The organism is Streptomyces sp. NPDC056883, assembly GCF_042788835.1.
GTDB lineage: Bacteria > Actinomycetota > Actinomycetes > Streptomycetales > Streptomycetaceae > Streptomyces > Streptomyces stoeckheimensis.
This window is the reverse complement of the sequence record NZ_JBHUBS010000003.1, coordinates 512,949-536,309: the sequence shown is the minus strand read 5'-3', so window position 1 is coordinate 536,309 and position 23,361 is coordinate 512,949. Positions and strand designations below refer to the sequence as shown.

At 70.4% G+C, this 23,361-nt stretch carries 22 protein-coding genes; 4 read left to right on the top strand and 18 right to left on the bottom strand.

Features of this window, described 5'->3' with window-relative positions; translation table 11 throughout:
• Positions 1-91 precede the first annotated feature (91 nt).
• From ACFRU2_RS11510 to ACFRU2_RS11500, 3 genes are all read right to left on the bottom strand, one after another.
• A complete protein-coding gene (locus ACFRU2_RS11510) occupies positions 92-3,070 on the bottom strand; it encodes an ATP-binding protein (RefSeq protein WP_382970652.1) in 2,979 nt (992 codons plus the stop codon).
• A 221-nt stretch (positions 3,071-3,291) separates the two neighbouring features.
• The gene (locus ACFRU2_RS11505) at positions 3,292-3,615 is read right to left on the bottom strand and encodes an STAS domain-containing protein (protein ID WP_243336243.1); all 324 of its coding nucleotides are present in this window, start codon (positions 3,613-3,615) and stop codon (positions 3,292-3,294) included.
• 159 nt (positions 3,616-3,774) lie between these two features.
• Positions 3,775-4,623, bottom strand: coding sequence for a 3-hydroxyacyl-CoA dehydrogenase family protein (locus tag ACFRU2_RS11500; protein WP_382970649.1), 849 nt, complete (start codon positions 4,621-4,623; stop codon positions 3,775-3,777).
• A gap of 197 nt (positions 4,624-4,820) precedes the next feature.
• Between ACFRU2_RS11500 and ACFRU2_RS11495 the strand changes: the two genes are divergently transcribed.
• Positions 4,821-5,393 (top strand): cob(I)yrinic acid a,c-diamide adenosyltransferase, encoded by a 573-nt coding sequence (locus tag ACFRU2_RS11495; protein ID WP_382970647.1) that lies wholly within the window; start codon positions 4,821-4,823, stop codon positions 5,391-5,393.
• Between the two features lie 76 nt (positions 5,394-5,469).
• Here ACFRU2_RS11495 and ACFRU2_RS11490 read toward each other — a convergent pair whose 3' ends face one another.
• Positions 5,470-6,030 (bottom strand): hypothetical protein, encoded by a 561-nt coding sequence (locus ACFRU2_RS11490; RefSeq protein WP_382970644.1) that lies wholly within the window; start codon positions 6,028-6,030, stop codon positions 5,470-5,472.
• Positions 6,031-6,197: 167 nt separating this feature from the next.
• Here ACFRU2_RS11490 and ACFRU2_RS11485 point away from each other — a divergent pair, with 167 nt between their 5' ends.
• The 3 genes from ACFRU2_RS11485 to ACFRU2_RS11475 all read left to right on the top strand — a co-directional run bounded on the left by ACFRU2_RS11485 (position 6,198) and on the right by ACFRU2_RS11475 (position 10,427).
• Positions 6,198-7,460 carry a sensor histidine kinase gene (locus ACFRU2_RS11485; RefSeq protein ID WP_382970869.1) on the top strand — a complete coding sequence of 421 codons (1,263 nt, stop codon included), beginning with the start codon at positions 6,198-6,200 and terminating at the stop codon, positions 7,458-7,460.
• Positions 7,457-8,098 carry a response regulator transcription factor gene (locus tag ACFRU2_RS11480; RefSeq protein ID WP_351374984.1) on the top strand — a complete coding sequence of 214 codons (642 nt, stop codon included), beginning with the start codon at positions 7,457-7,459 and terminating at the stop codon, positions 8,096-8,098. The genes ACFRU2_RS11485 and ACFRU2_RS11480 overlap by 4 nt, the downstream gene beginning before the upstream one ends.
• A 202-nt stretch (positions 8,099-8,300) precedes the next feature.
• On the top strand, positions 8,301-10,427 hold the full coding sequence (locus tag ACFRU2_RS11475; protein WP_382970641.1) for a glycosyl hydrolase family 18 protein: 2,127 nt from the start codon (positions 8,301-8,303) through the stop codon (positions 10,425-10,427).
• 81 nt (positions 10,428-10,508) lie between these two features.
• Here ACFRU2_RS11475 and ACFRU2_RS11470 read toward each other — a convergent pair whose 3' ends face one another.
• The 14 genes from ACFRU2_RS11470 to ACFRU2_RS11405 form a co-directional block, all read right to left on the bottom strand.
• A complete protein-coding gene (locus ACFRU2_RS11470; protein WP_250744740.1) occupies positions 10,509-10,958 on the bottom strand; it encodes a DUF2550 domain-containing protein in 450 nt (149 codons plus the stop codon).
• Positions 10,959-11,091: 133 nt separating this feature from the next.
• Positions 11,092-11,466: a F0F1 ATP synthase subunit epsilon gene (locus ACFRU2_RS11465; protein ID WP_243336233.1), complete on the bottom strand. Its 375-nt coding sequence runs from the start codon at positions 11,464-11,466 to the stop codon at positions 11,092-11,094.
• 129 nt (positions 11,467-11,595) lie between these two features.
• On the bottom strand, positions 11,596-13,038 hold the full coding sequence (gene atpD, locus ACFRU2_RS11460) for a F0F1 ATP synthase subunit beta (RefSeq protein ID WP_215148872.1): 1,443 nt from the start codon (positions 13,036-13,038) through the stop codon (positions 11,596-11,598).
• A complete protein-coding gene (locus tag ACFRU2_RS11455) occupies positions 13,038-13,955 on the bottom strand; it encodes a F0F1 ATP synthase subunit gamma (RefSeq protein ID WP_382970637.1) in 918 nt (305 codons plus the stop codon). Before ACFRU2_RS11455 ends, atpD begins: the two co-directional genes overlap by 1 nt.
• A 20-nt stretch (positions 13,956-13,975) precedes the next feature.
• A complete protein-coding gene (gene atpA, locus ACFRU2_RS11450; protein ID WP_382970634.1) occupies positions 13,976-15,571 on the bottom strand; it encodes a F0F1 ATP synthase subunit alpha in 1,596 nt (531 codons plus the stop codon).
• 130 nt (positions 15,572-15,701) lie between these two features.
• Positions 15,702-16,517, bottom strand: a complete 816-nt coding sequence (locus ACFRU2_RS11445) for a F0F1 ATP synthase subunit delta (RefSeq protein ID WP_382970631.1) — start codon at positions 16,515-16,517, stop codon at positions 15,702-15,704.
• A complete protein-coding gene (locus tag ACFRU2_RS11440) occupies positions 16,514-17,056 on the bottom strand; it encodes a F0F1 ATP synthase subunit B (protein ID WP_266955155.1) in 543 nt (180 codons plus the stop codon). The genes ACFRU2_RS11445 and ACFRU2_RS11440 overlap by 4 nt, the downstream gene beginning before the upstream one ends.
• A 42-nt stretch (positions 17,057-17,098) precedes the next feature.
• On the bottom strand, positions 17,099-17,335 hold the full coding sequence (locus ACFRU2_RS11435) for a F0F1 ATP synthase subunit C (protein ID WP_266955157.1): 237 nt from the start codon (positions 17,333-17,335) through the stop codon (positions 17,099-17,101).
• Between the two features lie 81 nt (positions 17,336-17,416).
• Entirely contained in the window at positions 17,417-18,226 is an 810-nt protein-coding gene (atpB, locus tag ACFRU2_RS11430; RefSeq protein ID WP_382970866.1) for a F0F1 ATP synthase subunit A, read from the bottom strand.
• A 241-nt stretch (positions 18,227-18,467) separates the two neighbouring features.
• Entirely contained in the window at positions 18,468-18,905 is a 438-nt protein-coding gene (locus tag ACFRU2_RS11425; RefSeq protein WP_382970626.1) for a hypothetical protein, read from the bottom strand.
• Between the two features lie 274 nt (positions 18,906-19,179).
• Complete coding sequence (locus tag ACFRU2_RS11420; protein WP_382970864.1) at positions 19,180-20,514, bottom strand: MraY family glycosyltransferase; 1,335 nt, start codon at positions 20,512-20,514, stop codon at positions 19,180-19,182.
• 104 nt (positions 20,515-20,618) lie between these two features.
• A complete protein-coding gene (gene glyA / locus ACFRU2_RS11415) occupies positions 20,619-21,851 on the bottom strand; it encodes a serine hydroxymethyltransferase (RefSeq protein WP_382970624.1) in 1,233 nt (410 codons plus the stop codon).
• Between the two features lie 214 nt (positions 21,852-22,065).
• Positions 22,066-22,698, bottom strand: a complete 633-nt coding sequence (locus tag ACFRU2_RS11410; RefSeq protein ID WP_266881145.1) for a protein-tyrosine-phosphatase — start codon at positions 22,696-22,698, stop codon at positions 22,066-22,068.
• Complete coding sequence (locus ACFRU2_RS11405; RefSeq protein ID WP_134071127.1) at positions 22,695-23,342, bottom strand: L-threonylcarbamoyladenylate synthase; 648 nt, start codon at positions 23,340-23,342, stop codon at positions 22,695-22,697. Before ACFRU2_RS11405 ends, ACFRU2_RS11410 begins: the two co-directional genes overlap by 4 nt.
• Between the last annotated feature and the right edge of the window lie 19 nt (positions 23,343-23,361).

Genomic DNA, 23,361 nt, shown 5'->3' with positions numbered 1-23,361 from the left:
ACGCCCCGCTTTTGTGAGTTTGGGCCCCTGGCAAAGAGGAAGGGGGGAGGGAGGCGCTCCCCTCTCCCCCCCGTTCTGCGTAGACGGGCCGTCAGGGGGTCTGGTTCCCCGTCTCGTCCGTCTCCGCCACGGGGGGCTTCGGCTCGTCGGTCGGCGGTGTGAACGTGGGGCTCGGCGACACGGACGCGGACGGGCTCGGGGAAGCAGGCGGGCTGCTCACCGGCGGCGGCGAGCTGGACACCGGCGGCGAGGCCGGGGTCGATGCCGGCGGAGTCGGCGTCGGAGTGGGCGTCGGCTTGCCCGAGGGCGTCTTCTTGGGCGACGGGGTCGTACCCGGTGCCTGCGCGGTGGGGGACGAGGCGCCCGGCTCCGGCGAGGGATCGCCACTGCTCGGCCCCGGGGTGCTCGGCTGCGGCTGCGTCTCCTCCGAGGTCGGTGCCGTGGAGACCGCGGGCGCCTGCGCCGGCGGCTCCTCGTCGGTGTCCATCGCCAGGGCGACCACCGTACCCAGCACCACGGCGGTCACCGCCCCGGCCGCGGCGAGCAGCAGCGGCTTGCGACCGGGCTTCGGCTTCGGCGCGGGCGTCGCCTTGGGCGCCGGGGCCGGCTCGGGGCTGAGGGGGAAGGCGTCCTCGAACACCTCGGCCAGGGTGGCGGGCGCGACGGAGCCCGGCGGCGCCACCGCGGGCACGACCGTCGTGAAGGCCTCCGGAGCGTGCGTCGCCGCACGCTCGGGTACGGGGGCGGCCCCGGGGCCCGCCCCGGGCAGGGCGGCGAGGGCCTTCGACAGCGTCGCCGGAGTCACAGGAGCAGCGGGCGCCACCGGAGCCCCGGGCACGGCAGGCGCCCCGGCAGCCGACGCCGTCCCGGCAGCGCCAGCAGCGCCAGCAGCGCCAGCAGCGCCAGCAGCGCCAGCAGCGCCAGCAGCGCCAGCAGCCAACGGAGTCCCTGTCGCACCGGGAACGCCCGGAACCCGGGGAACTTCAGGAAGCGGCGGAGCCCCGGCAGGCCCGGTGACCCCGGCGGCCCCGGGAACCCCAGGAACGAACGGAGCACCCGCAGCCCCGGTGACCGCAGGGAACTGCGGCTTCGCGGCAGCCCCGGGGAGCCCCGGAGGAGCGGGAACCCCCGCCGGCCCGGGAGCCCCGGCAAGGCCGGCAAGCCCCGGAGGCAGCGGAGTCCCGGCAGTCCCGGGGACCGGCGGAAGACCCGGAACACCGGGAACCGGCGGGACGCCGGAGGCACCCGCAGCACCCGGAATGCCCGCGACACCGGCAGCACCCGGGACACCCGGAATGCCCGGCACGCCCGCACCGCCCGGTGCCCCCGCACCACCCGTCGCCCCCGGAACCGCCGGCACGCCCGGACGGCCGGGCCCGGCCGTCCTCGGGGCTCCCCCGGCGGCAGCCGCGGACTCGGTCGGCGCGGCCAGTCGCAGGGGCGGCGATATCTGGGTCTCCGCCGACTCCCGGTCGGTGACGAGGGCCAGGGCCCGCCGTCCCGCCACGGTCCCCCGCTTGTCGGCCAGCGCGCCGCGCAGCCCGGTCGAGGCCTCCAGCTCGGCCCGCGCCCGGTCGAGCCGGCCTTCGCACAGGGCCAGTACGCCCAGCTCGTGGTGGAAGTACGCCTGCTCCGCGACCTCGCCGGCCTTCCGCGCAGCCTCCGCGCCCGCGCGCAGCACCCGCTCCCAGGCCTCCCAGTGCAGCGAGGCCGCGAACGCCGGGGCCGCCGTCCGCGCCAGCAGTACCGCGGCCACCACGTCGGCCCCGGCCAGCGCGGCGAGCACCGCGTCGGCCTCGGAGGCGACCCGCTGCGGGCTGACCGAGGTGTGCCCGGTCCACCAGGCGTAGTGCCGGGCGGCCGTACGGGCTTCCTCGGCCGCGGTGTCCCCGTAGCCGGTCTCCTCCAGCTGTCGTACGACCCCCGCGGCCAGCTGGTAGCGCGTCCCGACGGGGCTCAGCAGCCCGCAGTCGAGGAGCTCCGCGACGGCCGTGTCGGCGTGCGTGTCGCCGACCAGCGCGGGCAGGTGTGCGTGGTGCGGCAGCTCCCCGCCGAGCGCGCAGGCGATCCGCAGCGCGGCCCGCGCCGACTCGCTGACCCGCGAGGCGAGCAGTTCCGCCGGGGCGGCGGCCTCGGCCAGCGTCGGCAGCGGCACGAACACGGTGTCGCGCGGCTTCTCGTCGAAGACGCCGGGCTCCTCGTCCTCGTCGACCGGCTCGGTGCGGTTGAGTTCGTCGCGCTGTCGCAGCAGCGCGGCCGCCTGGACGAAGCGCAGCGGCAGCCCCTCGGAGGCGAAGCTCAGGTCCCCCGCCCAGGCCGTTTCCTCGTCGGTCAGCGCCCGTCCGGTGCCCGCTTCGAGCAGGGCCGTGCAGTCGGCGCGGGACAGCCCGCCGAGGAAGACCTCTTCGAGGTGCGAGTCGTCGGAGGGGGCCCGGGTGTCGGGGGTGGCGGTCAGCAGGTACGCGCACTCCGGCGTGGCCCGGAGCAGTTCGTCGAGGGCGGTGCCGCCCATCTCGAGGTCGTCGACGAGGACGACGGCGCCTATCTCCGCCACCCGGGCGAGGAGGCCGGCCCGGTCGGGGCGTTCGGCCGAAGCCTCGTACACGGTGGAGTACAGCGCCTGGAGCAGCTCGCCGGGCTGCTGGTGTCCCTGCGCGCAGAGCCGTACGACCCCGTCGGGGGCGAGGTCCGCGCAGGCTTCGGCGACCGCGTCGAGCAGCGCTGTGCGCCCGGATCCGGAGGGCCCGGTCAGCCGTACGGAGCGGCCGCGCGCGAGGAGGCGTACGAGGCGGTCGCGCTCCTCCTCGCGGCCCAGCAGGGGCCGCGCACCGGCCGGGGCGCCCGGCGGTACGGGCGGCCGTGCGGCGGCCGCCGCGGAGGCGCGGGCGGCGGGGGTGCGCTTGACCGGGGTGGGGGCGGGCTCGCCTCCGGGGCGGTGCGTCCGGACGATCTCGCTGCCGTCGACGGGGTTCACGGTGAGGGTGTAGTCCCCGGAGGTGAGCGTCACCACGCGCGCCGGCGGCTCCGCCGGATCGGCCTGCCCCTGCTGCCCCTGTGTGCTGCGGTCCATGACCAAGTCCCCCGATCGCGCCGTGCGCCGTCGTCTCGCCCGGCCTTCGCCCACGCCGCTGTCGCTACTGGTCCGGTTTCCGCCCGAACCCTAGACCGTGCCCGGCCGGGCGTGAACCGCAGGGGTGCCTTCACCACCGGACCGTTACGTTTGCGCAGACCCTGTAAAGCAGGCCGGCGCCTCCCGGGCGCGGGTCCTCGGCACGTGAACCGCGTACGGGTTCACGCGCGCGGCAGGGACTCCGCTTCCAGGCCGCCCTCGATCGCGAGGATCCGGTGCAGCCGGGTGGCCACGAGGAGCCGCTGCATCTGTGGCGGGACCCCGCGCAGGACGAGCCGCCGGCCGGTCCGGCCGGCCCGGCGGTGGGCGCCCATGATCACGCCGAGACCCGTCGCGTCCCAGGAGTCGAGCCCGGTGAGGTCCAGCACGAGGTCGCCGTGACCGTCGTCCAGGGCGGTGTGCAGGACCGTACGGGCGTCCGCCGCGCTGCGCACGTCGAGGCGACCCCCGACAGCGAGTTCGGCGTGGTCGCCCCTGATGTGCATGTGTACTCCCGGCAGCGCGGTACTGATTGCTTATGGTCCGACTGGTCCGTGGTCGGCAACTCTCACTGCAACTGACTGCCTCAGGGGCAGGGAAGTTGCCGACCGTGAGCGAACCGATACCTAATTCACCCTGTGGGGTGCAGGCCTTCGAACTGGTGCTCAGTGCTTGTAGAAGCCCTGACCGCTCTTGCGACCGATGTCACCCGCGTCGACCATGCGGCGCATCAGCTCCGGCGGTGCGAACTTCTCGTCCTGCGATTCCGTGTAGATGTTGCTGGTGGCGTGCAGCAGGATGTCGACGCCGGTGAGGTCCGCGGTGGCCAGCGGGCCCATCGCGTGCCCGAAGCCGAGCTTGCAGGCGATGTCGATGTCCTCGGCCGAGGCGACGCCCGATTCGTACAGCTTCGCCGCTTCGACGACGAGTGCCGAAATGAGACGGGTCGTCACGAATCCGGCGACGTCGCGGTTGACGACGATGCAGGTCTTGCCGACCGACTCGGCGAACGCCCGGGTGGTGGCGAGGGTTTCGTCGCTCGTCTTGTAGCCGCGCACGAGCTCGCACAGCTGCATCATCGGGACCGGCGAGAAGAAGTGCGCTCCGACGACCCGCTCCGGACGCTCCGTCACGGCCGCGATCTTGGTGATCGGGATGGCGGAGGTGTTGGAGGCGAGGATCGCGTCCTCGCGCACGAGCTTGTCGAGCGCGCGGAAGATCTCGTGCTTGACCTCGAGCTTCTCGAAGACGGCCTCGACGACGATGTCCGCGTCGGCGACGGCTTCCAGCTCGGTGCTCGTGGTGATGCGGGCGAGCGCCGCCTCGGCGTCCTCGGCCGTCAGCTTGCCCTTGGAGACGAAGCGGTCGTACGAGGCCTTGATCCCGTCGGTACCACGCGTCAGCGCGGCATCGGTGACATCGCGCAGCACGACGTCCCAACCCGCCTGAGCGGAGACCTGCGCGATTCCGGACCCCATCAGTCCGGCACCGATGACGGCAAGCTTCCCAGCCACTGCACACCCCACGTTCTTCGATAGGACACGGCCTCGAATACGGCACAGCCTCGTTCGTTCTCCGGCGGAGACTAGCGTCCGGGAGGGGCGGAGTGACCGCGAAGTAACACGCGTCACGTCTCAGATGACGGACATCACACCGGGACGGCCCAGCAGTGCGACAGGGGGCCCCAGTTGGCCCGCACTAGGGTGGCGGCATGGTGAACCTCACGCGCATCTACACCCGCACCGGCGACCAGGGCACGACCGCGCTCGGCGACATGAGCCGCACGGCCAAGACCGATCTGCGGATCTCGGCGTACGCCGACGCCAACGAGGCCAACGCGGCCATCGGAACGGCCATCGCACTCGGCGCGCTGCCCGCCGATGTCGTGAAGGTCCTGGTCCGTGTGCAGAACGACCTGTTCGACGTGGGCGCCGACCTCTGCACCCCGGTCGCCCCCAACCCGGAGTACCCGCCGCTGCGCGTCGAGCAGTTCTACGTGGACAAGCTGGAGGCCGACTGCGACCTCTTCAACGGCGAGCTGGAGAAGCTCCGCAGCTTCATCCTCCCCGGCGGCACCCCCGGCGCGGCCCTCCTGCACCAGGCGTGCACGGTGGTCCGGCGCGCGGAGCGCTCCACGTGGGCGGCCCTGGAGGTGCACGGCGAGGTCATGAACCCGCTGACGGCCACCTACCTCAACCGTCTCTCCGACCTCCTCTTCATCCTGGCCCGCACGGCCAACAAGGAGGTCGGCGACGTCCTGTGGGTCCCCGGCGGCGACCGGTAGGTCCCGGATAGGTCCCGGACGACCGCCGGTCCGGGGCCCGTCGCGTCCGGGACCACCTCCTGGGACCGGTCCGCCCCTAGGCCCGGTCCGCGGAGGAGAGCGCCTTCGCCGGTTCGCGCTTCGGCCACACCGTGTAGGCGACGGCGATCAGGGTGTGGATGCCGACCACCCGCAGGGCCGAGAGCTGCCATCCGCGCAGCACCGTGGTGTCGCCCGAACCGCCGACGTACCAGATCGCGGCCTGCAGCAGGCCGGCCGCGACGGCCGCCGCGAGGACGGTCCGCGCGACCAGCTTCCACTCGTGGACGGCCCGCGCCACGCCGTAACCGGCGCCGGCCGGCTTGGGTCCCCCGGCCAGCCGGTACGCGGCGTGGCCGTCGAGCCAGCGCACGGTGTAGTGCCCGTAGGCGACGGTGTAGCCGAGGTACAGCGCGGCCAGCCCGTGCTTCCAGTCGGGCTCGCCGCCGCCGCGCAGGTCCACCGCGGTGGCCACCAGCAGTGCCAGCTCCAGGAGCGGCTCGCACAGCAGGACGGCCGCGCCGGTCTTCGGCATCTTCGCGAGGTAGCGCAGGGCCAGGCCGCCGGCCAGCAGGACCCAGAAGCCGACTTCACAGGCGATGATCAGGGTGACGAGCACGGGAGTCTCCGTTCCTGCGGTGGGGGATGCCTCCAGCTTCCCGCCCGGTGCGCACCGTTTCGTCGTCACTGATGACGAATGCCGAGGTGGCCGCCCTGCATCCTTCGATGTACGGGACCCGCCCGAAAGGCAGCCGCGATGGCGACGCCCGGCCCCGCCGCAGCCTGTTGGATGGGTCCGTGACCTTCAAGATCCCGCCACCGCACCGCGACGACGTGCTGCTCGCCGGGTGCAGCGTGGCCGCCGGCCTGCTCCTGTGGTCGCTCGGGGTGCACAGCTCCCCCAGCCGGGACCTGCTCCCGGCCTGGGCCGCCCTGGTGCCGCTCCTCGTCCTCGGCCCGATGGAGCTGCTGCGCCGCAGCATGCCCCGGGTGACCCTGGCGGTCGGCACCGCGGGGCTGATCGCCGACCAGTTCACCGTGGGGAACCTGGCCACCGTCCTGATCTTCACCGACCTGATGTACGCGGCCGTCGTCTACGGCAAACCGGCCATGGCCCGCCGCCTCCCGGTCCAGACCGGCCTGATCACCGTCGCCGTCACCATCGCCGCCGTGGCCTGGCTGCGCACCCCGCAGGCGCTGCTGATCGGCGTGGTCACCGGCATCGTGAGCTTCGGACCGGCACTGACCGGGGCCACCCTGCGCAACCACCGGGAGGCCGCCGTGGCCGCCCGGCTGCGCGCCGAGCAGACCGCGCTGCTGGCCGAGATGGACCGGTCGCAGGCGGTCGTCGCCGAGCGGGCCCGGATGGCCCGCGAACTGCACGACATGGTGGCCAACCACCTCTCCGCCATCGCCATCCACTCCACCGCCGCGCTCTCCATCGACTCCCCCGCCACCAGCCGCGAGGCGCTCGGGGTGATCCGGGAGAACAGCGTCCAGGGACTGGCCGAGATGCGCCGTCTGATCGGACTGCTGCGGGACGCGGGCGCCGGACAGGAGGCCGTCGCCACGCCCTCGCTGGACGGGCTGGACGCCCTGCTGGAGCAGGCCCGTACGAACGGGGCCGGGAGCGGGCTGGACTTCGTACTCCGCGACGACCGGCCCGGGGAAGCGGCGGAAGCCGGGGGCACCCGGGGGCCGGCGCGCGAGCCGCTGCCCGCCCCGGTGGAACTGGCGGCGTACCGGATCGTCCAGGAGTCGCTGACCAATGCCCTCAAGCACGCCGCTCCGGGCACGGTCACCGTCCGCCTGGCCCGCGACCGCCCCGCGGGCGGCGGCCGGGCCGGCGGCGACGGTGCGCTGCACGTCGTGGTCGAATCCCCCTACGGGGAACGCCCCGGCCCCCGCGCACCCGGCTCCGGCGCCGGCCTGATCGGCATGCGCGAGCGGACGGAACTGCTGGGCGGGGCATTCGAAGCGGGCCGCGCGGACGCGGTCTGGCGGGTCCGGGCGACGCTGCCCGTGGAAGAAGAGGCGGTACGGGCGTGACGATCAGGGTCGTGGTGGCGGAGGACCAGAGCGCGGTACGGGCCGGGCTGGTCCTGATCCTGCGCAGCGCCGGCGACATCGAGGTGGCGGGCGAGGCCGCGGACGGGGAGGAGGCCGTGCGCCTGGCCCGCGAGCTGCGGCCCGATCTGGTGCTCATGGACGTGCAGATGCCGCGCCTGGACGGGGTCTCGGCGACCCGTCAGGTGGTCGCGGAGGGTCTGGCCGACGTCCTCGTGCTCACCACCTTCGACCTGGACGAGTACGTCTTCGGCGCACTGCGCGCGGGCGCGTCGGGCTTCCTGCTGAAGGACGCGGACGCGGCGGAGCTGATCACGGCGGTACGGACCGTCGCGCGCGGGGAGGGCCTGATCGCCCCGGCGGTGACCCGCCGGCTGATCGCGGAGTTCGCGGCCCCGCGGCCCGTACGGGTCCCCGTACCGGCGACGGTGGAGTCGCTGACCCCGCGCGAGCGGGAGGTGCTGGGGTGCCTGGGCGAGGGGCTGTCGAACGCGGAGATCGCGGTGCGCCTGGAGATGGCGGAGGCGACGGCGAAGACGCACGTCAGCCGGGTGCTGGCCAAGCTGGAACTGCGCAGTCGGGTCCAAGCCGCCGTGCTGGCACAGGAGTTGGGGCTCTAGCCGGATCCGGCCGGAAATGATTCCGAGGCTGCTACGGGAGGTCTGGACCTCTTGACGGTTGGTCCAGACCTTTCTACTCTCACGCACAACTGTGGTGAGCGTGCCATGACAAAACGTCATACGGCGCGCTCACGGGCGGCGCAGGTCCCACCCCCATGCAGCGGCCGTCCCCACGGCCGCTGCGGACCTCGGAGGAGCACCCTTGAGCACAGCACCCCCACGACGCGCACCGCTGTTCCGAAGAGTCGCGGCCGCACTGGCCGTCCTCACCCTGCCCGTCGCCGGACTCGTGGCCGTCGCCGGTCCCGCCGAGGCCGCCGCCTCGGCCACCGCGACGTACACCAAGGTCTCCGACTGGGGCACCGGCTTCGAGGGCAAGTGGACGGTGAAGAACACCGGCACGACCACCCTCAACAGCTGGGCCGTGGAGTGGGACTACCCGGCCGGCACCGCCGTCACCTCCGCCTGGGACGCCACCGTCACCAGCTCGGGCACCCACTGGACCGGCAAGAACGTCGGCTGGAACGGCACCCTCGCCCCGGGCGCCACCATCAGCTTCGGCTTCAACGGCACGGGCTCCGGCGCCCCCAGCGGCTGCAAGGTCAACGGCGGCAGCTGCGACGGCGGCACCACCCCCACGGACAACCCGCCCAGCGCCCCCGGCACCCCCACGGCCAGTGGCGTCACGGACACGAGCCTGACCCTCAACTGGGCCGCGGCCACCGACGACAAGGGCATCAAGAACTACGACGTCTTCCGCGGCGGCGCCAAGATCGCCACCGTCACCGGCACCTCGTACGCCGACTCGGGCCTGACCAAGGGCACGACGTACAGCTACACGGTGGTCGCCCGCGACACCATCGACCAGACCGGGCCCGCCTCCGGCGCCCTCTCGGTGACCACCACCGGCGGCACCAACCCGACCGACAACCCGCCGAGCGCCCCCGGCACCCCCACCGGCTCCGGGATCACCGAGACCGCGATCACCGTGAGCTGGGCAGCCGCCACCGACGACAAGGGCGTCAAGAACTACGACCTCTACCGCGGCGGCGCCAAGATCGCCACGGTCACCGGCACCTCGTACACCGACACCGGTCTGACCAAGGCGACCCCGTACCAGTACCACGTGGTCGCCCGTGACACCGCCGACCAGACCGGCGCCGCTTCCGCCCAGGCCACGCTCACCACGGCCGGGGTCACCGACCCGCCCCCCGGCGGCGCGGTCAAGCTCGGCTACTTCACCAACTGGGGCGTCTACGGGCGCAACTACCACGTGAAGAACCTGGTCACCTCCGGCTCCGCCGCGAAGATCACCCACATCAACTACGCCTTCGGCAACGTCCAGGGAGGCGCCTGCACCATCGGTGACGCCTACGCCGACTACGACAAGGCGTACACCGCCGACCAGAGCGTCGACGGCGTCGCCGACACCTGGGACCAGCCGCTGCGCGGCAACTTCAACCAGCTGCGCAAGCTCAAGAAGCAGTACCCGAACATCAAGATCCTGTGGTCCTTCGGCGGCTGGACCTGGTCCGGCGGCTTCGGCCAGGCCGCGGCCAACCCCACCGCCTTCGCGAACTCCTGCTACAACCTGGTCGAGGACCCGCGCTGGGCCGACGTCTTCGACGGCATCGACCTGGACTGGGAGTACCCGAACGCCTGCGGCCTGTCCTGCGACACCAGCGGCGCCGCCTCCTTCAAGAACCTGATGCAGGCCGTGCGCGCCAAGTTCGGCGCGAACAACCTGGTGACCGCCGCGATCTCCGCGGACGGCTCCAACGGCGGCAAGCTCGACCTCGCGGACTACGCGGGCGCGGCCCCGTACACCGACTTCTACAACGTCATGACGTACGACTTCTTCGGCGCGTGGGACGCCAAGGGCCCGACCGCCCCGCACTCTCCGCTCACCTCGTACAGCGGCATCCCGATCGCCGGCTTCAACTCCGAGGCCGCCATCACCAAGCTCAAGGGCAAGGGCATCCCCGGCTCCAAGCTCAACCTCGGCATCGGCTTCTACGGCCGCGGCTGGACCGGCGTCACCCAGGCCACGCCCGGCGGCACCGCCACCGGACCGGCCGCCGGCACCTACGAGCAGGGCATCGAGGACTACAAGGTCCTCAAGAACACCTGCCCGTCGACCGGCACCATCGCGGGCACGGCGTACGCCAAGTGCGGCAGCAACTGGTGGAGCTACGACACCCCCGCCACCATCGCCTCGAAGATGACCTGGACCAAGCAGCAGGGTCTGCGGGGAGCCTTCTTCTGGGAGTTCAGCGGAGACACCACGAACGGTGAGCTCGCGAACGCGATCCACACCGGCCTGCAGTGAGCCCCACGCACTGACCGGTGACAAGACGAAGCCGGAGGGACGGGTCCGCCCCCGTCCCTCCGGCTTCTCGCGTGTCACGCCTCAGGCGACGTTCACCCGCTGCCCGGGCGGCGCGGCCTCCAGCCAGGCCAGGAAACCGGTCAGCGCGTCATCGCTCATCGCCAGCTCCAGGCGGGTGCCGCGGTGCGAGCAGCACAGGACGACGGCGTCGGAGAGCAGGGCCAGCTCCTCCTCGCCCTCGGGCGCACGGCGGGCGATGACCTCGATGGAGGCCCGCTCCAGCAGCCGGCGCGGCCGCGGGGAGTAGCTGAAGACGCGGAACCAGTCGATGCGGTCACCGCTGTAGCGGGCGACCCCGTACACCCAGCCCTTGCCGGAGACGTCCGGTTCCTCGGACACGCCCCAGCGCATGCTGCAGTCGAAGGTGCCGCCGGAGCGCTGGATCAGCCTGCGGCGCAGCCCGAACACAAACAGCCCGATCACCACCAGGGCTACTACGACCAGGCCGCTCACAAGCAGAGCGAGGAGCATCTTTCACCGACCTCCTCGCTCATCGAATGACGCACATCCAAAAACGCACCCGCATCGCCTCAGCCGCGACCCGGTCCGGAAAATTCCGGAACAGGCCGCGGCTGAGGTTTGAAACTCTTACCAGTACCGGGACTCAGCGCCCCGAAACCGCGCGCAGCCGGACATCGGCGCGACGCTCGGAGACCGAATCGGTCTCCGCCTTCGCGCGCTCCAGTGCCCGCTCCGCCCGCTCGACGTCGATCTCGTCGGCAAGCTCGGCGATCTCGGCCAGCAGCGACAACTTGTTGTCCGCGAACGAGATGAATCCGCCGTGCACCGCGGCGACAACAGTGTTGCCCCCGACGGTACGGATGGTCACCGGGCCCGATTCCAGCACACCGAGAAGCGGCTGGTGACCGGGCATGACGCCGATGTCGCCGGACGTGGTGCGGGCGACAACCAGGGTGGCCTCGCCGGACCAGACATTCCGGTCCGCCGCGACCAGCTCGACGTGCAGCTCAGCAGCCATGGTGGCTCCTCGGGTCACCACCCGGCGGAAAGGCCGGGTGTTGGGTCAAATTCTAATGGGCGTGAGGAGAGGGACGGGACACACCCGCCCCTCTCCGTCATTCAGCTGTGCTCACGAATGAGCGCGGCTTCAGGAGACGCCCAGCTCCTTGGCGTTGGCCTTGAGGTCCTCAATGCCACCGCACAGGAAGAACGCCTGCTCGGGGAAGTGGTCGTAGTCTCCGTCGCAGATCGCGTTGAAGGCAACGATCGACTCCTCGAGCGGAACGTCCGAACCGTCGACGCCGGTGAACTGCTTGGCGACGTGCGTGTTCTGCGACAGGAAGCGCTCGACACGACGGGCACGGTGGACAACGAGCTTGTCCTCCTCGCCCAGCTCGTCGATACCGAGGATCGCGATGATGTCCTGGAGGTCCTTGTACTTCTGCAGGATCCCCTTGACGCGCATCGCCGTGGCGTAGTGGTCCGCCGCGATGTACCGCGGGTCGAGGATGCGGGACGTCGAGTCCAGCGGGTCCACGGCCGGGTAGATGCCCTTCTCGGAGATCGGACGGGAAAGAACCGTCGTCGCGTCGAGGTGGGCGAAGGTGGTGGCCGGCGCCGGGTCGGTCAGGTCGTCCGCGGGGACGTAGATCGCCTGCATCGAGGTGATCGAGTGACCGCGGGTCGAGGTGATGCGCTCCTGCAGCAGACCCATCTCGTCAGCCAGGTTCGGCTGGTAACCCACGGCGGACGGCATGCGGCCCAGAAGGGTCGACACCTCCGAACCGGCCTGGGTGTAACGGAAGATGTTGTCGATGAAGAAGAGCACGTCCTGCTTCTGCACATCGCGGAAGTACTCCGCCATGGTCAGACCGGCAAGCGCGACGCGCAGACGGGTGCCCGGGGGCTCGTCCATCTGGCCGAAGACAAGCGCCGTCTTGTCGATGACGCCCGAGTCGGCCATTTCCTCGATGAGGTCGTTGCCCTCACGGGTACGCTCACCGACGCCCGCGAAGACCGACACACCGTCGTGGTTGTTGGCGACGCGGTAGATCATTTCCTGGATCAGAACGGTCTTGCCGACACCGGCACCACCGAACAGACCGATCTTTCCACCCTTGACGTACGGGGTGAGAAGGTCGATGACCTTGACGCCGGTCTCGAACATCTCGGTCTTCGACTCGAGCTCGTCGAAGCGGGGCGCCTTGCGGTGGATCGGCCAGCGCTCGGTGACGTTGGCGTTCTCCTCCGGGTAGTTCAGCACCTCACCGAGGGTGTTGAACACCTTGCCCTTGGTGAAGTCACCGACGGGGACGGTGATGCCCTCGCCCGTGTCGGTCACCGGGGCCTGGCGGACCAGACCGTCGGTCGGCTGCATCGAGATGGTACGGACGAGGCCGTCACCCAGGTGCTGCGCGACCTCGAGGGTCAGGGTCTTGAGCTTGCCGTCCTCGGCCGGGTCGGCGACCTGGACCTTGAGGGCGTTGTAGATCTCGGGCATGGCGTCGACGGGGAACTCCACGTCGACGACCGGGCCGATGACCCGGGCGACGCGGCCCGTGGCGGCGGCCGTCTCAACAGTGGTCGTCATTACTTGTCACTCCCCGCGGTCGCGTCAGCCATGGCGCTCGCGCCACCGACGATCTCGCTGATTTCCTGGGTGATTTCGGCCTGGCGGGCCGCGTTGGCAAGCCGGGAGAGGCTCTTGATGAGATCCCCGGCGTTGTCGGTAGCCGACTTCATCGCGCGGCGGCGGGCGGCGTGCTCGGAAGCGGCCGACTGCAGCAGTGCGTTGTAGATGCGGCTCTCGACGTAGCGCGGCAGAAGGGCGTCGAGGACGTCCTCCGCCGACGGCTCGAAGTCGAACAGCGGAAGGATCTCGCCCTTCGCACCGTCCTCTTCTTCGACCTTGTCGAGGCTGAGCGGCAGCATCCGGCCGTCCACCGCGTTCTGCGTCATCATCGACACGAATTCCGTGAAGACGATGTGCAGCTCGTCGACGCCACCCTCGGCCGTAGCCGTCTCGATGGCCTCGATCAGCGGCGCCGCGACGCGCTTGGCGTCGGCGTAGGCCGGGCTGTCGGTGAAGCCCGTCCACGACTCCGTGACCTTGCGCTCACGGAAGCCGTAGTAGGCGACACCCTTGCGGCCGACGATGTAGGTGTCGACCTCCTTGCCCTCGCCGCGCAGCCGCTCGGTGAGCCGCTCCGCCTGCTTGATGGCGTTCGAGGAGTAGCCGCCGGCCAGACCGCGGTCGCTCGTGATGAGCACGATCGCGGCGCGCACCGGCGCCTCGACCTCCGTGGTCAGGGCGTGCTTGGTGTTCGAACCGGTCGCCACCGCGGTCACCGCGCGGGTGAGCTCGGTCGCGTACGGCATCGACGCCGCCACCTTGCGCTGCGCCTTGACGATGCGCGAGGCGGCGATCATCTCCATCGCCTTGGTGATCTTCTTGGTCGCCGTGATGGCACGGATGCGACGCTTGTAGACCCGGAGCTGCGCTCCCATGAGTCAGGTCCCTTCCGTCGTCACTTGGAGACGTTGACGGCCGGTACGTCCTCGCCCAGGAGCTTGCCGTCCGAGGTCTCGAACTGCCGCTTGAAGTTGGCGATGGCGTCGGCGATGGACGTCAGAGTGTCGTCCGACATCTTGCCGCCGTCCGCGATGGAGGTGAGGAGCTCCTTGCGCTCGAGGCGCAGGTGGTCCAGCAGCTCCGACTCGAAGCGACGGATGTCGTTGACCGGGACGTCGTCCATCTTGCCGGTGGTGCCGGCCCAGACGGAGACGACCTGCTCCTCGACGGGCATCGGCTGGTACTGGCCCTGCTTCAGCAGCTCGACCAGACGCTTGCCGCGCTCCAGCGAGGCCTTCGACGCGGCGTCCAGGTCGGAACCGAAGGCGGCGAACGCCTCCAGCTCACGGTACTGGGCGAGGTCCAGGCGCAGACGGCCGGAAACCTGCTTCATGGCCTTGTGCTGGGCCGAGCCACCGACGCGGGAGACCGAGATACCGACGTTCAGCGCCGGGCGCTGGCCCGCGTTGAACAGGTCGGACTCCAGGAAGCACTGGCCGTCGGTGATGGAGATGACGTTGGTCGGGATGAACGCCGACACGTCGTTCGCCTTGGTCTCGACGATCGGCAGACCGGTCATCGAACCGGCACCCATGTCGTCGGAGAGCTTGGCGCAACGCTCCAGCAGACGGGAGTGCAAGTAGAAGACGTCGCCCGGGTAGGCCTCGCGGCCCGGCGGACGGCGCAGCAGCAGCGACACGGCGCGGTAGGCGTCGGCCTGCTTCGACAGGTCGTCGAAGATGATCAGGACGTGCTTGCCGGCGTACATCCAGTGCTGGCCGATGGCCGAACCGGTGTACGGCGCCAGGTACTTGAAGCCGGCCGGGTCGGACGCCGGGGCGGCGACGATCGTCGTGTACTCGAGCGCACCGGCGTCTTCCAGGGCGCCGCGAACGGACGCGATGGTCGAGCCCTTCTGGCCGATGGCGACGTAGATGCAGCGAACCTGCTTGTTCACGTCGCCCGAGCGCCAGTTGTCGCGCTGGTTGATGATCGTGTCGACGGCCAGAGCGGTCTTGCCGGTCTGACGGTCACCGATGATCAGCTGACGCTGACCACGGCCGACCGGCACCATCGCGTCGATCGCCTTGTAGCCGGTCTGCATCGGCTCGTGAACCGACTTGCGGATCATGACGCCGGGGGCCTGCAGCTCGAGGGCGCGGCGGCCCTCGGTCGCGATCTCGCCGAGGCCGTCGATCGGGTTGCCGAGCGGGTCGACAACGCGGCCGAGGTAACCCTCGCCGACGCCGACGGAGAGCACCTCACCGGTGCGCTGCACCGGCTGGCCCTCCTCGATACCGCTGAACTCGCCGAGGACGACGGCGCCGATCTCGCGCTCGTCGAGGTTCAGGGCGAGACCGAGGGTTCCGTCCTCGAACTTCAGCAGTTCGTTCGCCATGGCGGAGGGCAGGCCCTCCACCTTCGCGATGCCGTCGCCGGCAACGCTGACCGTTCCGACCTCCTCGCGCGAGGCCGCGTCCGGCTGGTACGACTGGACAAAGTTCTCCAGTGCGTCCCGGATCTCCTCCGGCCGGATCGTGAGCTCCGCCATCTGGGTTCCCTGCTCTCCTTGTTGGGCCTGAAGCTTCTTAGGGGTCTGGGGGCGACCCCCAGGAATCTTCTGCAAGTTCTGCACGGCCCAACCGGGCCGCTAGGAATGCTTTTTTCTAAGGTGTGGCTGGTCAGCCGGCCATGCGGCGCGACGCCTCGGCGATGCGGTCCGCAATGGTGCCGTCGATGACCTCGTCGCCGACCCGCACCGAGATCCCGCCGAGGACCGTGGGGTCCACGTCGAGGTTCAGGTGCATCGGGCGGCCGTACAGCTTGGCCAGCACCGCGCCGAGACGCTGCTTCTGGACGTCGCTGAGCGGAACCGCGGTGGTCACGGTGGCGACCATGCGGCCACGACGCTCGGCGGCGACCTTCGAAAGGGACTCGAGGCCCGCTTCCAGGCTACGTCCACGCGGGTGCGTGACGAGACGCGTGACCAGCCGCTCGGTGACGGCGTTCGCCTTGCCGCCGAGCAGGCTGCGGAGCAGCTGGCTCTTGGCGGCGGCGGTGGCCGACCGGTCGGTCAGTGCTGCGCGCAGCTCGGTGTTCGAGGTGACGATCCGGCCGAACCGGAACAGCTCGTCCTCGACGTCGTCGAGGCCTCCGCCGGCCTGGGCCGCCGTGAGGTCGGCGGTGGCCGCCAGGACCTCGAGCGAATCCACCAGGTCACGGGACTGCGACCAGCGGGACCGGACCATGCCGGTCACCAGGTCGAGGGTTTCCCCGCCCACCTGGCCGCCGAGCAGACGACCGGCCAGCTCGGCCTTGGCCTCGCCGGACTGCGCCGGGTCCGTGATGACCCGACGCAGCGAGACCTCACGGTCGAGCAGCGCGGTGACGGCCGCCAGCTCGCCTGCGAGCTTCGCCGCGTCGACGGACGTGTTGTCCGTCAGCGCGTCGAGACGCTCGCGGGCGGTGGCCAGCGCGTCGCGGCTCGCTCCGTTCATCGGGCGGCCTCGGCCTTCTCCTCAAGCTCGCTGAGGAAGCGGTCGATCGTGCGGCTCTGCCGGGCGTGGTCCTCGAGGGACTCGCCGACAAGCTTTCCGGCCAGGTCGGTCGCCAGCTTGCCGACGTCCTGACGGAGAGCGGAAGAGGCGGCCTTGCGGTCAGCCGCGATCTGGGCGTGACCGGCAGCGATGATCTCCTCACGCTGCCGCTGGCCCTCTGCGCGAAGTTCTTCCTTCAGCGCAGTGCCCTGCTCCAGAGCGTCCTGGCGCAGGCGAGCGGCCTCGTGCCGGGCTTCGGCGAGCTGGGCCTTGTACTGCTCCAGCACGCTCTGAGCCTCGGTCTGAGCGGCCTCAGCCTTTTCGATACCGCCTTCGATGGCCTCGCGGCGCTCGTCCAGAACCTTGTTGATGTTCGGGAGGAGCTTCTTCGCGAGGAAACCGAAGACGATGACGAAGGCGATCAGACCGATGACAAGCTCGGGGATCGGCGGGACGAGGGGGTTACCCGGCTCCTCGGCCGCGAGAACCAGGAGGTTCACATCAGTGCCTTTCGTCGATTCGGACTAGTCGTTGAGTTCGTCTTAGTAGACGAACGGCATGACCAGACCGATGAGGGCGAGCGCCTCACAGAAGGCGAAGCCGAGGATCTGGTTGGCGCGGATCAGACCGGCAGCCTCGGGCTGACGGGCAAGAGCCTGCGTGCCGTTACCGAAGATGATGCCGACGCCGACGCCCGGGCCGATGGCCGCGAGACCGTAGCCGACAGAGCTGAGGGAGCCGGTGACGCCTTCGGTGGCAGCAGCGAGGATCTGGGACATGCCAGTTCTTCCTTCTCTTTCATGGACCGGTGGGGGTTGGCCACCGGACGATTCGGGGGGATTGCAGGAGCGGGCTGTGGCTCAGTGGTGTTCGGCGAGCGCGCCCTGCAGGAAGCTGCAGGCCAGGAGGACGAAGACGTACGCCTGGACAGCCTGGATGAAGAGTTCGAACGCGGTCATCACGATGACCATGACGAACGAGACGCCCGCGTAAGCGATGCCGATCCCGTTCAGCAGGTACCAGCTCGCGATCGTGAACAGCAGCAGCAGCGTGTGGCCGGCGAACATGTTCGCGAACAGTCGGACCGCGTGGGTGAAGGGGCGGACGATGACGTTCGAGAAGAACTCGATCACCATGACCATCGGCAGGATCGGGCCGAGGGACTTGTCGTAGCCGGTGATGTTCTTGAAGCCGCCCACGAAGCCGTGGCGCTTGAAGGTCACCGACATCCACATCACGTAGATGACGAGGGCGAGGCCGGCCGGGTACGCGATGACGGCAGTCACCGGGAACTGGGCGAGCGGCACGATCGACCACAGGTTCATGATCCAGACGAAGAAGAACGTCGCAACCATGAAGGGGACGTACTTCTCGCCTTCCTTCTTGCCGAGCGTCTCGTAGACGATGCCGCGGCGTACGAAGTCGTAGCCCGCCTCGGCGACCATCTGAAGCTTGCCCGGTACGACCTTCGGCTTCCGGAACGCGGCCCAGAAGAAGGCCACGATGACGAGCGAGCCCAGGAGGGCCAGCAGCATCGTCTTGTTGAAGTACAGGTTCGTGTCGGCGTCACCGAAGATCGGCTTGAACAGGAACGAGTACAGGGTCGGGCCCGGGAAGCCGCAGCCAGTGCCGTCTTCGAAATGACAATTGATATCGAAGGCGAGCGTCATGTCAGCAGCACTCACCGCAGGCTCCTTCAGCGTGGCGCATAGGTACGGCAACCTCGTTGTGTCGGCGCGGCGTGCAGCCGCGGTTCGGCACTGGACTGGTGTTACGGATGGTGGGGCGACAGTCAGGCATCGAGCCTCGCGATGGAACAGGCGTCAGCTTCAGATGCCCGCGCCCGCAATGCCGCAGTTGAAACCGGACGATAGCAGCATCTCGAACGCGCACTTATTCCGCCCCTACCCCTCACGACTTCTGACCCGAATTTCCGGGCTTGTCGCCCTTCATCGAATCGGGTTCGACGTAGAGGATCTTGGCCTTCATATGAGCACGTGCCTGTGCGCCGATCCACACGAGGGTGGTGACGACGAGCGTGATCGCGAAGGCCTTGGGGTTGAACAGCGTCGTGTTCTTGAACACGGCGAGAAAGACGAAGAGCAGCAGGATCTGGGCCGTGTAGAGCATGAGCCCCATGGCCTGGAACAGGTGCGGCAGTGATTTCGCCGTGCGCTGCAGTACGAGGAATCCGATGCCCATGAACAGCATCACCACCACCGTCGCGACGACGGCGCCCACGGCCCCCTTGCCACCGGCGACGATCCCACTGACGACGGCGGCGAGAGCGCCGGCGACAGCCGTGGGAACGGCGGATTGCAGGAGGGATCGGACGTCATCTGACCGCATGGCGGTTTGCTCCGCGTGGTGGTGGGGGCACGGGACTCGTACAGGACGAGCGTAAGCCCGGTCCGAGTGAGTACCTCGGGCCAATGGACCGTCGCACTACGGTCCTTCGGCTCTGTCGCCGGGTTTAGTGAACGGTATCACAAAGTATTTGATGAGAGCTTTACTCGGAGGGTGTGCGGACTGTCACACATGAGAGTGACCCTGCGCGTGTGTGCGCGACGCGCAAGTGGGTTGTCTGGTAAAGGGGGTTCATGTCCGACATGCGCACCGGGTGTCAGCGGGAGGACCCGGCCTTACGCCGGTCGGGGAAGCGCGAACGGGGGCCAATGGCGGTCGCCCCGTTGACGCCGGACACACCCGCCGCGATCGGCCGGGCCGGCTCCGGCTCTGCCGCCGAATCGTCCTGCAGGGCGGCCTCCGCGGCCCGTTCCGCGTGCCGGTAGCGCGGCGGGACCAGTCGCTCCGCCCAGCGCGGGGCACGCGGGGTGAAGCGCGGCAGCAGGAGCAGCAGCAGGCCCACGGCGCTCAGCCCGGAGATCGCCAGCACGATCCACATCGAGGCGGAATGCACGGAGTACGCCACGGTGCCGAAGGCGATCAATCCTGACCAGAAGTACATGATGAGCACCGCCCGGCTGTGCGAATGCCCGAGTTCCAGGAGCCGGTGGTGGAGGTGTCCGCGGTCCGCGGCGAAGGGCGACTGGCCCTTCCAGGTGCGCCGCACGATGGCGAGGATCAGGTCCGTCATCGGGATCGCGATGATCGTGAGCGGCAGGATCAGCGGGATGAAGACCGGCAGCATCGCGTGGGTCGCGTTGCGCTCGCCGCCGACGAACAGCGCCATCGCGTCCGGGTCCACCTGTCCGGTGACGGAGATGGCGGCGGCGGCCAGCACCAGGCCGATGAGCATCGAGCCGGAGTCGCCCATGAAGATGCGGGCGGGGTGCATGTTGTGCGGCAGGAAGCCGAGGCACATGCCCATCAGGATGGCGGCGAAGAGGGTCGCGGGCGCGGCCGCTTCGATCCCGTAGCCGAACCAGATCCGGTAGGCGTAGAGGAAGAACGCACAGGTCGCGATGCAGACCATGCCGGCGGCGAGGCCGTCGAGGCCGTCCACGAAGTTCACCGCGTTGATGGTGATCACGACGAGGGCCACGGTGAGCAGGTTGCCCTGCCAGGGGGTGAGCGAGACCGAGCCGACTCCGGGGACCGGGATCCACAGGATGGTCAGGCCCTGCATGCACATCACGCCGGCGGAGATCATCTGGGCGCCGAGCTTGATCAGGGCGTCGAGCTCGAACTTGTCGTCGAGGACGCCGACCAGCCAGATCAGGGCCGCCCCGGAGAGCAGGGCCCGCGGCTCGTTCGACAGCTCGAAGACCCCGTTGAGGTTCTTCAGGTGGTCCGCGACGAGCAGGCCGGCGCACAGTCCGCCGAACATCGCGATGCCGCCGAGCCGCGGAGTGGGCTCCCGGTGCACGTCGCGCGCACGGATCTCGGGCATCGCGCCCACGGCGATCGCGAACTTCCGCACGGGCCCGGTGAGTAGATAAGTCACCGCGACCGTGACGCAAAGCGTCAGCAGATATTCACGCACGGGCTGCCCCAGATGTATCGCCGGCCATCTCAGCCCCACACACTAGCTGCGATGTACTCACTGTCGGGGACGCGCAGGGGCGGTATCCCGGTTGCGGTACGTCGCTCTTGCCCCGCTTAAACCCCATACGGCGGAAAACTGACCACCAGCTCGTTGACGTCGCTACGGATCTTCGTGGGCTCCCCGCCGGTCAGCGCGGCCGTGAACAGCTCGGCGATCCGGACCATCTCGGCCTCCCCCATGCCCTGCGTGGTCACCGCCGCGGTGCCGAGGCGGATCCCGCGCCGGTCGCCGTACGGAAGGGCGCAGGTGTCCAGCACGATGCCGGCGGCGGCCAGCCGGCCCCGGGCACCCGCTCCATCGACGCCCAGCGGTGCGGGGTCGGCGGTGATCAGGTGGGTGTCGGTCCCCCCGGTCGTGATCGCGAACCCGCGGGCGGCGAGCGCGTCGGCCAGCGCGCGGCCGTTGGCGACCACCCGGTGCGCGTACGAGGTGAAGGCGGGCCCGGCGGCCTCGCCGAAGGCCACGGCCTTGGCGGCGATGCTGTGCATCTGCGGGCCGCCCTGGGTGAAGGGGAACACCGCCCGGTCGATCCGCTCCGCGAACTCGGCCCCGCACAGGATCATCCCGCCGCGCGGACCCCGGAGCACCTTGTGGGTGGTGGCCACGACGACGTCGGCGTAGGGCACGGGGCTGGGCGCGGCCCCGCCGGCCACGAGTCCGATGGGGTGGGCGGCGTCGGCGATCAGGAAGGCCCCGACCTCGTCGGCGATCTCCCGGAACACGGAGTACTCGGGGTGCCGCGGATAGGAGATGGACCCGCACACGATGGCCTTGGGCCGGTGCTCGTGCGCGAGCCGCTGCACCCGGGCGTAGTCGATGAGCCCCGTCTCGGCGTCCACTCCGTACCCGACGAAGTCGAACCAGCGCCCGGAGAAGTTGGCGGGCGACCCGTGGGTGAGGTGGCCCCCGGAGGTGAGCGCCATGGCCAGCACGGTGTCCCCGGGCCGCAGCAGTGCGGCGTAGGCGGCGAGCACGGCGGCGGATCCGGAGTGCGGCTGCACGTTCGCGTGCTCGGCGCCGAAGAGGGCGCGGGCCCGCTCGACGGCGATCTGCTCGGCGAGGTCGGCGTACTCGCAGCCGCCGTGGTGGCGGGCGCCGGGATATCCCTCGGCGTACTTGTTGGCGAGCACCGATCCCAGTGCGGTGAGCACGGCGGCCGAGGTGAAGTTCTCGGCGGCGATCAGCTGCAAGGAGCCCGCCTGCCGCTGTGCCTCGCCGGCGAGCACGTCGGCCATCTGGGGATCCTGCTGCCGCAGCAGGTCCATCGGCTCGGTGATGACGCTCATGGCGCGACTCCAGGGGGGTACCTCATACCGGGTACCAGCCACTGTAGGCCGGGCCCGCCCGTCCCGCCTCGCGACGAATCCAGCCTCGCCCGCGTTTGAGGCACGGGGTCCGGGGCGGAGCCCCAGGGGGGGGGCCGGGGCGGAGCCCCGGGGAACGGTGGAAGGGCGGGTAGGGGAAGGCCCCGCAGGGCGACCGCACCCGGCACCGCCGGCGTCAGCGGGAAGCCGTGACGCCCGTCAGGGCCGTGACCACGGGGTCCAGCGCCTGGTTGATCTCGTCGCCGATCGACCGGAAGAAGGTGATCGGCGCCCCGTACGGGTCGTACACCTCGTCCGCGTCCGGGGACGGCGCAAGCAGCCACCCGCGTAGAGCGGCGGCGGCACGGACCAGCGCTCGGGCCCGCTCCACCATCCCGTCCTCCAGCGGCGGCAGGGTCGCGGGGTCTATCGCCCGCACCAGCCGGGTGAACTCCTTCAGGGTGAAGGTGCGCAGCCCCGCCGAATGCCCCATGGAGATCACCTGGGCACGGTGGTCGCGGGTGGCGGTCAGGACCAGGTCCGCGCGTATGACGTGCTCGTCCAGGAGCTCCCGGCCGGTGAATCCGGAGGCGTCCGCCCCGAAGTCGGCCAGCACGGCGGCCGCGTTGGCCTCCATGGGCGCGCCCTCGTGGCCCCAGGTGCCCGCGCTCTCCACGATCAGGTCGCCGGTGACGGGGCCGCCGAGCCGGTGGGACAGCGCGTGCCGCGTCAGCCGCTCGGTGATGGGCGAGCGGCACACGTTGCCGGTGCTGACGTGGAGTATGCGGAAGGTGCTGTCCCCGGCTATGCCACGCCCCTCAGGGCTCACGGAGCCACCTCGAGGTCGGGCACGACCTCCCGCAGCTGCTCGGCGGTCAGTGCGCCCTCGCGCAGCAGGACGGGAACCTTCCCGGTGACGTCGACGATCGACGAGGGCAGGGTGCTCGGGGTCGGCCCGCCGTCCAGGTACACGGACACGGAGTCGCCGAGCATCTCGCGCGCCGCGTCGCAGTCCTCGGGCGCCGGGTGTCCGGTCAGGTTCGCCGAGGACACCGCCATCGGGCCGACCTCGGTCAGCAGCTCGATCGCGACGGGGTGCAGGGGCATGCGTACGGCCACGGTGCCGCCGGTCTCGCCCAGGTCCCACGCCAGCGAGGGCTGGTGCTTGGCGACGAGCGTCAGACCGCCCGGCCAGAAGGCGTCGACGAGCTCCCAGGCCTGCTCGGAGAAGTCGGTGACCAGGCCGTGCAGGGTGTTCGGGGAGCCGATGAGGACGGGGGTGGGCATGTTGCGGCCGCGCCCCTTGGCGGCGAGCAGGTCGCCGACGGCCTCCGCGCTGAAGGCGTCCGCGCCGATCCCGTACAGGGTGTCGGTGGGCAGCACGACGAGCTCGCCGCGGCGTACGGCGGAGGCGGCTTCGCGCAGGCCCGTCTTGCGGTCCGTCGCGTCGTTGCAGTCGTATCGCCGGGCCATCAGCGGGCCTCCTCGTGCA